The following is a 12,595-nucleotide window of genomic DNA, read 5'->3' as shown; positions in this document are numbered from 1 at the left end:
GCGGCCGGCAAAAGGTCCTTGCGTCAAGGCGCCACCGGGTAGCGCCGAACATTGACGTCGTTGGGTTGTTGCGGCCCTGGCGTACTGCGTCCGCTGCGGATGACGGCTTCCAACGAGGCCTGCATCTGATCAAGACGCTCCGGTTGATCCGCGGCGACGTTCTTGGTCTCGCCCAGGTCGACCGCCAGATTGTACAGCTGCACCGGCTGGCTTTGATCGCCGCCTTTGCCCCAGCCGCCCGAGCCGGGTGCGGCGATGTATTTCCAGTTGCCACGGCGGAAACTGGGAACGCCGCGGATCGAACAACTGACCGCTGTTTCGCGAACCGGTCGGTCTTCGCCTCGCAGCAGCGGCATCAGACTGAAACTGTCTTCACCGGCATCGTCGGGCAAATCGGCCCCGATCACGTCGGCAAACGTCGCCAGCAGATCGGCTTGATGAACCAGCTGATCGCATCGGCGATTCGGTTCAACCACACCCGGCCAGCGGACGATCATGGGGATGCGATGGCCGCCCTCCCAGGCGTCGGCTTTGTAGCCGCGTAGGGGGCCGCTGGGATAATGCCCCTGTTTTTCAAGAGCGTCGACGCCGATGTAAGGTGCACAGCCGTTGTCGCTTGTGAACACCACCAGCGTATTGTCAGCTTCGCCACTCTGCTCGATCGTGTCGAGCACTTGGCCGACGACCGCATCGGTTTCCATCACAAAGTCGGCGTAGAGCCCCAGGCCACTTTTGCCTTTCCAAGACTCATTGACCGACAAGGGGGTGTGGGGAGAAGTCAGTGGCATGTACAGCAGATAGGGTTCGGAGTCCGCGGCGGCATCACGAATGTAGCGTGAGGCTCGATCGGCCAGGGTCGGCAGAATCGGTTCCAACGTCCACCCGGCCAGTGCCGGCCCCTGGTTGCTCGCTTGATTCTTCCGCAGCAATTCGACCGGCAAAAACTTGGAGGGGATTCCGACGGTTCGATCGTTTTCGATGAAGCAATACGGCGGCCAATTGGGGACGTCGGTGCCAAAATAGACATCAAAACCGCGCGTGATGGGTCCGCCGCCGATCGGTTGTTCAAAGACCTCACGCCAAACAGCCCGATGAGCGTCGGTCGCCACGGCGCGTCCTTTGGGACGTTCCTTGAACCGCTTGGCACCGTCGGCCGGAATCGGCCAGTTCCAGCCCAAGTGCCATTTGCCGATGCAAGCGGTTTGATAGCCATGTTGTTTAGCGAGCGAGCCGATCGTCAGACGGTTCGGGGCGATCAGGGGAGCCCCCCAAAGACCGACGATTCCCGCTTGCAGACGCGACCGCCAATGGTAGCGGCCGGTCAGCAGCGTGTACCGCGATGGAGAGCAGACTCCAGACGATGAATGGGCATCGGTGAACAACAGTCCCTGTTCGGCCAGCCGATCGATCCTGGGCGTCCCGACTTTCCCCTTCTCGGGGTTATAGCACTGCACATCGCCATAGCCCAAATCGTCCGCATAGATCACCACGATGTTCGGACGCTCGGCGGCCGCCGAGCCTGCCACGATCCAAAGCAAGCACAGCGCGGCCGCCCCAACCATCCCCCCTCGCCCCAATCCCCAAACGCCAGCAATCAACATTCTCATCGCTCCTCCCCCACCGGGGACACGGCACTTGATCTTCACACTGGGGACACGGCACCGACACTCGGCGGCCCACCGGAGACTCGGGGACACGGCACGATCAGTTGTGCCATGTCCCCAAACAAGAGCCGTCCCCAAACAAGAGCCGTTGGGGACATGGCAGGTGTTTCAGGTGAAATGATATCAAAATCCCGCGACAGATGGGGCACTCTTCCATGGGGACACGGCATGATCGGTTGTGCCATGTCCCTATGTGTCCCTATGTCCCTATGGAGATGTGGGTCAGCGCGGCGGTGAATCCGACCGATGCGACGGAGTCGCCTTCGCCCGGCGGTCGATGCAACCAACACGCCTTTGGTTTTCCATGTGTGTTGCACGATGGGGCAAAACACAGATGGGCAAAACGATGGGGGCAAACGATCACAGCCTGAAATTGTCTTGCCCACATTGTTTTGCCTTCCTGCGAATATGGGGCAGCGATCGTGCATTGGGACCAATCGGACGCATACGACTTATAGGTCCCCTATGTCCTATTGGTCCTATCGAGCGTGCCATCCCCGTTGCGCACCGCGGCTCGACCAACCGCTCGCATAAAACGGCTTTCCACTGCCGCGGCGGTGGTGGATACCGCTGCTACGTCGCTGCAGGTTTTGACGGATCTGCCTCGATCGGCCCTGGCTGCCGCAGGCCGGTCCGGCATTGATGGGGAATGATCTCGTGTTGGTTCGACGCGCAAGGCTAGCATTTTCTTTGATCGTCGGTCGCGGCCCGACGGGACAGACATGGCGGATTTTGCAGCGACGATACGGAACGGGTACGATACAGTGCATTCGCCAGCGAATGCCGACCGGCTTCGGAGCGATTGAACGAGAATGTCGCGATCTCTTACCTGCGGGTGTCATGCCGATGGAGAACCCTTCTCACGCGTCCGACCGAGGCGCAGCCGCCCAGCGCGATTGGCAGGCAACGTACGGGTTCATTTCCCGCGTTCGCGAGCGAATCGCTGAGGTGGTCGTCGGTCAGGATGCGGTCGTGGAAAGGCTACTGATCTCACTGTTCACCGGTGGCCATTTGTTGCTGCAAGGGGTGCCGGGGCTGGCCAAGACACTGCTCGTTTCGGCACTTGCTAAAAGCATTGATCTGCAATTCAGCCGGATTCAGTTCACCGTCGACTTGCTGCCCTCGGACATCGTCGGGTCGGAGATTTTGGACCAGAAAAGTCACGAGTTTCGGGTTCATCGCGGACCGATCTTCACCAACCTGTTGCTGGCGGACGAAATCAACCGAGCGGCGCCGAAGGTTCAAAGTGCGTTGTTGGAGGCGATGCAGGAACATACGGTGACGATCGGTAATGAAACGTTCAGGTTGCCTGCGCCGTTTTTGGTCATCGCGACCCAGAATCCGGTGGAACAGTCGGGGACATTCGAACTGCCCGAGGCTCAGCTCGACCGATTCATGCTTTGCCACCGATTGACTTACCCGACGCCAGATGAAGAGCGTGAGGTATTGATCCGCAACGCGCGGCTGGGGATTCGTCGCGAGGGCGACGGCGCGGTTGCACGAACCGAGTTCGATGTGCTTGAACATGAGCCGGTGGGCACCGCGGCCGACCTGGTCGCTGCCATGGAGGCGGTCCAGCAAGTCTTCGTCAGCGACACTTTCACCGATCACGTGATCGAAATTGTGCAGCGGACCCGGCGCGACAATCGGTTGGACTTCGGCTGCAGTCCGCGGGCCGGTATCGCGCTGATCAAAGCTTCGCGTGCCCGTGCCTTGATCCGAGGTCGACACTACGTCGTCCCGGAGGATCTGTTTGCCCTGGCCGAAGATGTCGTCCTGCACCGAATTCGATTGAATTACGAATCATTGGCCGACGGTTTGACCGGCCGCGATGTCCTGCAAGAGATCATGATCGAAGCGGGCGGGTTACCAAGCCGAAACGGCAGGACCATCCATGTCTAGAACGATGCGTGAACCGAGGCAACACGACGGTGACGCCCCGAACGCGGCGACGTTACCACCCTTCCAGCCGCTCGACGCGCGTAAGTTCATGATCGCGGTCAAACGCCTCGCTGACAGTTTGAGCTACGGAACGGACAGATCTCCTTTTCTGGGATCGGGGCTCGAATTTGTGCAGAGCCGGTTGTATCAACCTGGTGACCCGATCAAGTCGATCGATTGGCGAGTGACGGCGCGGACCGGAAAGATCTTCGTCAAAGAATATGAAACTCCCAAGCGATTGCCGATCTACCTGATCATCGACACCTCGGCGTCAATGGTGATCTCAAGTGACCGCCACAGCAAGTATGAGATCGGCGTCCAGATCGCCGGGGCGCTGGCACTTGCCAGCCTTGATCGAATCAGCCCGGTGGGTGTACTGGGTGTGGGAGGACGCGCGCTGCACGTTGAGCCATCATTGAGCAAGGATCGCGTGATGCAGTGGCTGCATCAGCTTCGCCATTATCGCGACGACGAGCCGACTCGGATCGCATCAAAGCTGGCGGAGTTGGGAACAAGTTTGTCCAACCGGGCATTGTTGGTCTTGATCAGCGACATGCACGAGCAACAGGCCGTGCCGGTCATCAAGCGACTAGCCCAGCGTCATGATTGCTGCGTCTTGCAACTCCGTGATCCGGCCGAGCGAGAGCTGCGCGGCACCGGTTTTTATCGCGCTCGCGATGCCGAAAGCGGGCGTGCGTTCGTCATGCACGGCAGAACACGATGGAAGGACGACCAGCCGCTGCGGGACGAACTTAAACGAGGCGGAATTGATCACTTGCTGATCGAGACGGACCAACCGATCGCAGTTCGTTTGCGCCAGTTTTTCGCGGCACGCGGAATCCTCGGCAGGGGAGCCCGCTAATGATTCGCGCTTGTTGCCATGCCGCCATGTTGTTGGTCGTTGTTGTCGCCACCCCGCTGCCGCTTGCGTGTGGCCGCGCCGCAGCCGACCATCCGGCCCAGACGACCCCCGTGGGCATGGCGGCGACAATCGAGCAACACGTTTTCCCCGGGGGCGAACTGATCGCCAAACCGATGCAGGATCGTCATCAACCGTTCGTGCTCAGGATCGCGGCGAGCTACAAGCACGGCACCGACCACCGTTATGATTTCGAGTTCTACGGGCTTGAGCCGGGCATGTACAACCTGGCCGACTATCTGGTCCGCGCCGATGGCAGCCAAGCTGATTTACCCGCTTTGAATGTGTTGGTCGAATCGACGTTGCCGCCCGGTCAAATCACTCCGCAGGCACTCGCGCCAACTCCATTGGGCCGTCTCGGGGGCTATCGACGACTCATCGCCCTGGCCACAGTATTGTGGTGCGTGGGACTGGCGGTGCTGCTGGCGGTGGGGCGAAACAAGCGACAGCCGCCGGGGGTTGCCGAGTTCACGACGGTTTCACTGGCCGACCGGCTGCGACCGCTGGTGGAAGCGGCGCGCAACGGAACACTCGCCCCGGCCGATCGTGCCACGCTGGAGCGTGCACTGATTTCCTATTGGGGCCGCAAGCTGAACCTGGACCATTTGCCACCGGCTGAATTGATGGCGACGCTACGTGGGCACCAGCAGGCGGGCCCATTGATGCTGGCCTTGGAACAATGGCTGCATCGTCCCGACGCAACCGAAGAAATCGACCTGGAAAGTTTGCTGCAGCCGTACACCAGCGTCAGCGACGATGATTTTCAGACGCCGCCGGATCATTCGATCGGCACCGGATCGCCCACAACGACGAGCACAGGGGAAAACGGGGGGCAATCGGTCCGTGAACAAATCCGTCAGGGGGTGGAATCGACATGATCGCCGGATTCACCTATCCGCTGGTGTTGGTGCTGTTGGTCATCCCCGCGGCCCTGCTCGCCTGGATCTGGCGGCGCGGCGGACGGGAGGTTGCCATCCCATCGGATGACGGGACGCAACCTTCGGGGTTGCGGTTTCGACGCCTGGTCGGATTCTTTGAGTCGATGCCGTCGTTGCTGCTGGCGATGGCGATCGTTTTGCTGGCCGGCCCGCAGGAGCGGGGAAAGCCGCGAACGAAACGGGCATTGTCGAACATCGAGTTCTGCGTCGACGTCTCCGGCAGCATGACCGCTTCGTTTGATCAGGACCGGACGCGTTACGAGGCCTCCATGGAAGCCATCGACCAGTTCGTCCGGTATCGCGAAGGAGACGCTTTCGGATTGACGTTCTTCAGCGACCAAACGCTGCAGTGGGTTCCATTGACCACCGATACATCGGCATTTCAATATGCGTTGCCGTTTATGGATCCGCGCAACAGGCTGCCCGCGGGTCTGGGCGGCGGGACGCAGATCGGCAAGGCTTTGGACGCCTGTCGCCGTACCCTGATGGAACGTGAACAGGGGGATCGGATGATCATCTTGGTCTCCGACGGATCCAGCGCCGACTTGTATGGGGGACGCGACGCAGAGATTGCTGCGTCACTCAAGAGCGCAGGCATCGTTCTGTACGACGTCCATGTCGATAATGGTGATGTGCCGGATGAAATCGTCAACATCGCCTACCTCACCGACGGGGAGGTGTTTCAGCCCGGGGACGAAGACGCCTTGGCCGACGTCTTCAAGCGAATCGACGGCATGCAACAAACCAAGCTTGAAAAGATCGCCAGCGAAACGCGTGATCAGTTTTTTCCGCCCGCGGCAACGGGGCTCGCGCTGTTGGGAATCTGTTTGTTGGGCATGTTTGGTCTCAGGTACACGCCGTGGTAGCGGAAATCGTCGCATTGGTCACGCTCTGGCTGGTCGTCCTGGCCGAGGCGTTGCAACACCGACGCGTCAAGCGTTTGGCACCGCTCGCGTTCGGCCCCACAGGGAAACCGCGACGCTGGACGGTTTCGTCTCCGCTGATTCGCATCGCGTCAATGACGGCGTTGGCCTGGGGGCTGACCACGTTGTTGTTCGTGCCGCCACGCACCTACCGCGCCGCCGGGGACGTCCAACCGGGCAAGGAACAACACTTGTTGATCGTCCTGGATGTCTCGCCCAGCATGAGGCTGGAAGATGCCGGAACCAGCGGTGAGCAGTCACGCAAGTCGCGGGCACGTGACGTGATGCGGTCGCTGTTTCAGCGCGTGCCGCCGGGGCAATCCCTGGTCAGTGTGGTTGCGGTGTACAGCGGTGCCAAACCGGTCGTGGTCGATTCGCGAGACTTGGACGTGGTGGACGGAATCCTCGGTGACCTGCCCTTGTATCAAGCGTTCGAGTCGGGGCAAACGCGTCTGTTGGAGGGGCTTCGTGAAGCGGCGAAACTGGCCAAACCCTGGAACCCGCGTAGCACCACGGCGATCCTGATTTCTGACGGCGACACGGTTCCTCCCCAAGGCATGCCGACCATGCCAGCTTCGGTGGGAAGCGTCCTGGTCGTCGGCGTTGGTGACCCGCAAAAAGGTTCCTTCATCGACGGGCGGCAGTCCAAACAAGATGTTTTTACGCTCCGCCAGATCGCCGCCCGACTGCGAGGCACCTACCACAACGGAAACCGGCAGCATTTGCCATCACACCTGATCGATGAATTTGTCAGTCGCGGCCGCCAACAGCGAGTCGAACCGTGGACACGCCGCGAATTCGCACTTTTAGCGGTCGCGATGGGCGGATTTTGTTTGTCATTGCTGCCGGTATTGTTAGAACAAATAGGCACGGACTACCTGCCGGGAGTGCGGTCGAGACGTCCGACTCCAAAAATGAATTCACACGACGCGGTCCGCGCAAACGCCGCGTGACCTCAAATTGAATGCGGGAGTGAAACGATGCGCATCTTCCTGATCCTATGTTGGCTCACGCTTCCCTTGCTGGCCTGGGCGTATCACGTCGGCCCGGGGCAACAACAGTTGGCGATCGATCGCGCCGCCAGTCAGGTTCGACAAGCGTCCACCGCCGCCGAGAGCGGCGATCACGCGACCGCGACCCTGCACTACGCCGAAGCACTGGCGTACCTGCCCGAAGATCAGGTCGGTGATCGCTATCGGCTTCGGTTGGCACATGCCCGATCACAGATGCTGGCCAAACAGCTGCCCGAGTCGCACGTGGCGCTGCAGTCGTTGATGGATGAGGTCGAGCAGGCGCCGCCGGAGCAGGTGGATCCGAGTCTGGTCAGCCAGACTCGTGATGCCTTGGCCCATGCCGAGTATTACATGACGTGGCTGTTGCGACTGGAAGGCAAGCCGGCCGAAGAATGGGAACCGGAAATCGAGTCCGCCCGCCAACACTACCGAAAGCTCGCCGAAGATGCAAAGAAAGCGGGTGACCAACAATCGCTCGAGACACATCAACATGACCTGGAATCAGCCATTCGATTGGCACGCATGGACTTGGCCCAACTCCAAGCACTCAAGTTGCCGTCCCAGTGCAAAGGTTGTTGCAGCGGACAATGCAAAAAGGTTTCGCGCAAACAGGCCAAACGCAAAAGTCCGAAGAAGGGAGCCGGCGCGAACCTCGGTCCTCTTCCCGATGGCAGCGGATCGTAGTCGGCGGTGTCGCCCGACGTGTCCCCCTCACCGGCTTCTTTGATTCACAGTGCCATGCGATCTCTGACCTTGCTTTTCGTTCTGGCCGCTATGGGCGTCGCGATGCCTGTCGCGGTTTGCCCGGCACAGGATCCGTTCGGGGGCGGCAATGACCCTTTTGGCAGCGGCATCACGATCATTGACGCCTATGAAGCCGAAATGACGGCCTCCATCGAAGCCACCGACGCCGACGGCTCCAGCGTGGAATCTGCGGAAAACGACGGCGATGATCCCGACGAATCAGTCGATCCAGAAGTCGCCAAACGCAAGAAGGCCCGGCTCGATCAAATCGACAAACTCGTTTTCGACCGTCGCCCCTCAGCGATCCTCAAGCTTTGGGCCGAGCCCCCGAAAGATAACGACGGTGGGAACGCGGCCGATGAAACGGGCGACAATCAAGCAACTTCCGACGCGGCGGCCAAATCAAAATTGACGATCCAGCAGCCCGACGAAGGTGCGGACGCGACTGAATCCGGTCGCCAAGCGAAAGCGGACGAGCCCAAGCAACAGGACGAGCCCAAGCAACAGGACGAGCCCGACGGCAAGTCCGATCAAAGCGCAGAGGAACAGGCCAAAGCGAAACAGGAGGCGGAGGAAAAAGCGAAGGCGGACGCGGAGGCCAAAGCGAAAGCCGAGGCGGCCGCCAAGGAGAAGAAGCGGTTTGACGAAACGCTCAAGATGCTCACCCGCTCGGTCACGCTGGGCCAGTGGGATCGGTTCGGCAAGCTGCTGGCCGACCGCAGGCGACTTGACGTGGACGAAGCCCAGGCGGTTTACAACCGGATGATCGGGCAACTCGGTTCGCAAGTCGCACTCGATTTCGGGCAAGTCGTCGGGCTTTCCCCGGAAATGCGCCAGTTCATGCAGTCGATGATGAACAATCGTCGCAACAATCCGGCCCGCGAGTACTCCGAAAAACATGCCGTCGATTTCTCCGATCTGGCCGCCATCATCCGCGTCGCGCCGGCGTCACTCGAAGACCAGCAGATGATGCAATTGGCGTCCTTGATGCGGCTGGCCCTGCAAGTGGGCAACCCGCTGGAAGACTTCTTGGCTGCCGCTCGCGGTGGCGACTTGTTGCCCGATGAAAAAATTGCCGTCTTGCTCAGTGCCGCTTCACGCGACGATGCCACCGCCGAATTCCTGCCCTCGGCCGACCAGGCCAAAGCAGCCGGCAACGCCAAAGCACTCAATCTTTTGGCACGGCACTACATGCACCGTTACAAAGAGGAGCAGATCGAATCGCTGCGAGAGCAGGCCTGGGACGTCACCCTCGCCGCGTTTGAGGTCGAGAAACCGCAACTCGACAAGCCTACCGCGAACAACGACCCAAAGGACGCCGGCAAGGACCAGGGCGAAAACGAAGACGGCGATCAAGAGGAAGCCGAGAAAGCCCTGAGTGAATATGAGCAGGCTCGTTCCGAGGCGTTCACTCGTACCGTGTCGCTGGCCCCGGTGCTGCGCGAAGAACTTGGAAAGCAGTGGTTGAAAGAGAGCTTCACCAAGCATCCCGAACGCGGCAAGGAGATTCTGGCCAAACTCGGCACCGCAACCGCCCAACGTCTTGCACAGATGCCGCAAGACTCCACTCGCCGCCAACAGAACCTCGAACTCCAGGCGGCGGCCGTGGATGCGTTCTTCGCAACCCAGCCGGCAATTGATGATCAGTGGAGCAGCATCCTTAATTTGCTCGCGTCCAACTGGCTCGCCGAAGCCGGAGTTTCCCAGCAACACTCAAATGCGACCCGGTATGGGCCGAGCATGCAACGGGACCCTTTTGGCAACATTTATTATGTCGATTCATCCGCCCAGACCAATAACGATGCCCCGGTGATGGCCCTCCGGCGGATCAACCCAGTCAAGGTGGACAAGATTTTGCAGACGGCACCGCAGGGACGTTGGTTCGAAGCGATCGAAGCGGGGCTGCAACCGCAGTACACCATGATGCTGTGCCGGTTGTGGTTAAAGATCAACGAGGAAGAAAAAGCGTTTCCGTACATCGAACGTCTGGCCGACACCCACCCCGATACCGCCCGCGAGTTGTCCGAAGAGTTTCTTCGCGTCTGGACGAGCAACCACAATCCGAACCAGAAACGCCAGCGAACGAACTATTACATGTTCATGTATGGCTATGACCAGAAAGCCGACAAGATCCCGCTGACACGATCCAAACAGCAACGGAATCTTGCCGAATTGACCCGCTGGGTCGAGCGTCTTCGCCGGTTGCCGTTGGAGGAAAAGTTGAATGAGGAACTGCTGGTCCAAGCCTTCATGACATGTCACAGCGTTGCAGAAGTTTTCGACGTGCAGGACATCCAGGAGGTCTTTGGCAACTGGGGCACGATCGAAGCGGGCACGATGGCGCGACTGGTCCAGCAGATGAGAACCAATCTCGCCGGTTTGTGGCGTGACCCGAATGTGCAACGCGACGCCAATACCAACCGCAAAAAGCAGGACATCCAGGCCGAAGTCGTGCGCGGTTATGGGGTGGCGAAAAAGGTATTGCGGCAGGCGCTCGAGCAGTATCCTGATGATTGGCAACTTACCCTTGCCCAAGCATGCGTGATCCACGACGAGAACGATTTTTTGCAGGAAATCGCGGTGTCGTCCGAGTTCAGTGGACGCAGGCAAGCCGCTTTTGAGGTGTTCGCCAAAGCGGCCGAGGCCTACGTTTCATCCGTCGCAGAGTTGCCCCAGCGCGACCAGAAGAACGACGTGTTTGATCACTGGTTCTACGCGGCTCTCGGGGCCACGGACTTGCGTGGGATCAGCGAAAAGAATCGACCGGTCGACGCCCAGATCGACTTGTTGGCCGAATCGTTGAATTCGATTCCCGGCGAGATCGGAAAAACACACCGCGACCGATTCGCCAACGCACTGTTCACCCGTATGAGTGCGGTCAATCCGGCGTGTAAATTCCGCTATTTGGAGGCCGGGTTCAAACTCGTTGGTGAAGATCCCCAAGCCGAAGAGGCCCGAAAGGTTTACGACTACTACAAGGATCTGGTCACCGAACTCGATCTGATCGTCCGCATCGATGGCGGCACTCAAGTCGGGCACACCGAACCGTTCGGCGTCTATGTCGATCTCAAACACACCAAGGAAATTGAACGCGAATCGGGTGGTTTCGGCAAGTATCTGCAGAATCAAAACCAGCGTTATTACGCCTACAACTATGGTCGGCCAACGGAGAACTATCGCGACAAGTTTCAGGACGCGGCAACCGCGGCGCTGCAAGACAAGTTTGAGGTGCTGTCGATCACCTTCAACCATCCCGAAACCAAGAGCCGTGCGCTGGCGGACTCGGATTGGCGGGTGACACCTTATGCCCACTTGTTACTCCGATCACGCGGCCCTGAAGTCGACAAGTTGCCCGGGCTGAAAATCGACCTCGACTTTTTGGATACCTCCGGCTACGTCGTTCTGCCAATCACCTCAAGCCCGATCGCGATCGATTCAAGCAGCGGTCAGGCCGACGCACCAGCCAGGGGAGTGAATCTGGTCCAGGTGTTGGATGAGCGACAGGCTGCCGAGGGCAAGTTGATCGTCGAGGCGAGGGCGACCGCACGCGGGTTGATTCCTCCACTGGACGACGTCCTTGACACCGCGGTCGACGGATTTGAATTGGTTGACACTCAAGACACGGGCGTGAGCATCGTCGAGTTTGATTCCGAATCGGTCGAACCGGTGGTCCTAAGCGAACGAAGCTGGACGCTCGCCTATGCCGCCGACACCCCGTCGGCCGAGGCCCCGAAGACGTTCCGTTTTCCCGAACCGATCATCGACGCCGAAAAGCTCAGTTTTCAACGCTACGTCGATGCCGATTTAGAAGAGGTCGATCGCTCGGTGATGTTGGCCCAGGACTACGGATCGAACCGTCGCGTCTGGACGATCGGCATCCTTTGTGGATTGGCCGCATTAATCATCCTGTCCGCCGCCGCGTACGCCCTGCGGCACCGCGACACGGCCGAGATCGCCAGAGACGACCGGCCGATCGCCGTGACACCATTCCATGTACTCGCTCGATTGAAGCAAGTCGAAAGCGAACCGACCTTGGCGGGCGAGCAACGACGACGATTGGCCGACGACATCACCGCCATCGAAAGTCACTACTTTGCCGAGAGCAATGGTGCGGCCCCGCCCGATCTGCAAGCGATCGCCGCCAAGTGGGGACTGCCATGCGGCTCGACCGTCACCCAACTCGAACCACGCTAACAACAACCACCCACCCGGGGACACGGCACAACGGACATGCCGTGTCCCCAAAGCAACAACCGCCCGGGGACACAACAACCGCCCGGGGACACAGCAACAACCGCCCGGGGACACAACCGCCCGGGGACACGGCACAACAGACATGCCGTGTCCCCAAGAGCAACCTGTCCGCGGACACAGCAACCTGTCCGGGGACACGGCAGGTTTTAATCTTTGATTGATATCAAAAGATCGTGAACGATCGGATTGGGATCCCGGA

The 12,595-nt window shown here is 59.8% G+C and carries 8 protein-coding genes; 7 read left to right on the top strand and 1 reads right to left on the bottom strand.

What is annotated here, in order from left to right; genetic code table 11:
• Positions 1-23 precede the first annotated feature (23 nt).
• Positions 24-1,601 carry a sulfatase family protein gene (locus H1B37_RS02105; RefSeq protein ID WP_182864953.1) on the bottom strand — a complete coding sequence of 526 codons (1,578 nt, stop codon included), beginning with the start codon at positions 1,599-1,601 and terminating at the stop codon, positions 24-26.
• A gap of 909 nt (positions 1,602-2,510) precedes the next feature.
• On the opposite strand from H1B37_RS02105, the gene H1B37_RS02100 reads away from it, so the two are divergent.
• From H1B37_RS02100 to H1B37_RS02070, 7 genes are read left to right on the top strand one after another with little or no spacing between them, the layout of a single operon-like run.
• Positions 2,511-3,566: an AAA family ATPase gene (locus tag H1B37_RS02100; protein WP_182864952.1), complete on the top strand. Its 1,056-nt coding sequence runs from the start codon at positions 2,511-2,513 to the stop codon at positions 3,564-3,566.
• A gap of 4 nt (positions 3,567-3,570) precedes the next feature.
• Positions 3,571-4,467: a DUF58 domain-containing protein gene (locus H1B37_RS02095; RefSeq protein WP_182865062.1), complete on the top strand. Its 897-nt coding sequence runs from the start codon at positions 3,571-3,573 to the stop codon at positions 4,465-4,467.
• Complete coding sequence (locus H1B37_RS02090; protein WP_182864951.1) at positions 4,467-5,402, top strand: hypothetical protein; 936 nt, start codon at positions 4,467-4,469, stop codon at positions 5,400-5,402. Before H1B37_RS02095 ends, H1B37_RS02090 begins: the two co-directional genes overlap by 1 nt.
• Complete coding sequence (locus tag H1B37_RS02085; protein WP_182864950.1) at positions 5,399-6,328, top strand: vWA domain-containing protein; 930 nt, start codon at positions 5,399-5,401, stop codon at positions 6,326-6,328. The genes H1B37_RS02090 and H1B37_RS02085 overlap by 4 nt, the downstream gene beginning before the upstream one ends.
• Positions 6,322-7,338, top strand: a complete 1,017-nt coding sequence (locus H1B37_RS02080) for a vWA domain-containing protein (RefSeq protein ID WP_182864949.1) — start codon at positions 6,322-6,324, stop codon at positions 7,336-7,338. The genes H1B37_RS02085 and H1B37_RS02080 overlap by 7 nt, the downstream gene beginning before the upstream one ends.
• A gap of 27 nt (positions 7,339-7,365) precedes the next feature.
• Positions 7,366-8,082: a hypothetical protein gene (locus H1B37_RS02075; RefSeq protein ID WP_182864948.1), complete on the top strand. Its 717-nt coding sequence runs from the start codon at positions 7,366-7,368 to the stop codon at positions 8,080-8,082.
• Between the two features lie 54 nt (positions 8,083-8,136).
• Complete coding sequence (locus H1B37_RS02070) at positions 8,137-12,336, top strand: hypothetical protein (RefSeq protein ID WP_182864947.1); 4,200 nt, start codon at positions 8,137-8,139, stop codon at positions 12,334-12,336.
• Positions 12,337-12,595 lie beyond the last annotated feature (259 nt).

Origin of the sequence: Stieleria mannarensis (assembly GCF_014154935.1) — a bacterium.
Classification (GTDB): domain Bacteria; phylum Planctomycetota; class Planctomycetia; order Pirellulales; family Pirellulaceae; genus Stieleria; species Stieleria mannarensis.
Note: the sequence above shows the minus strand (reverse complement) of the source record. Positions and strands in the feature narration are given on the sequence as shown.

Excerpts from the sequence above, each read along its gene's own strand:
- H1B37_RS02105 (WP_182864953.1), bottom strand. The coding sequence starts at position 1,601 with ATGTTGATTGCTGGCGTTTGGGGATTGGGGCGAGGGGGGATGGTTGGG.
- H1B37_RS02100 (WP_182864952.1), top strand. The coding sequence starts at position 2,511 with ATGGAGAACCCTTCTCACGCGTCCGACCGAGGCGCAGCCGCCCAGCGC.
- H1B37_RS02095 (WP_182865062.1), top strand. The coding sequence starts at position 3,571 with ATGCGTGAACCGAGGCAACACGACGGTGACGCCCCGAACGCGGCGACG.
- H1B37_RS02090 (WP_182864951.1), top strand. The coding sequence starts at position 4,467 with ATGATTCGCGCTTGTTGCCATGCCGCCATGTTGTTGGTCGTTGTTGTC.
- H1B37_RS02085 (WP_182864950.1), top strand. The coding sequence starts at position 5,399 with ATGATCGCCGGATTCACCTATCCGCTGGTGTTGGTGCTGTTGGTCATC.
- H1B37_RS02075 (WP_182864948.1), top strand. The coding sequence starts at position 7,366 with ATGCGCATCTTCCTGATCCTATGTTGGCTCACGCTTCCCTTGCTGGCC.
- H1B37_RS02070 (WP_182864947.1), top strand. The coding sequence starts at position 8,137 with ATGCGATCTCTGACCTTGCTTTTCGTTCTGGCCGCTATGGGCGTCGCG.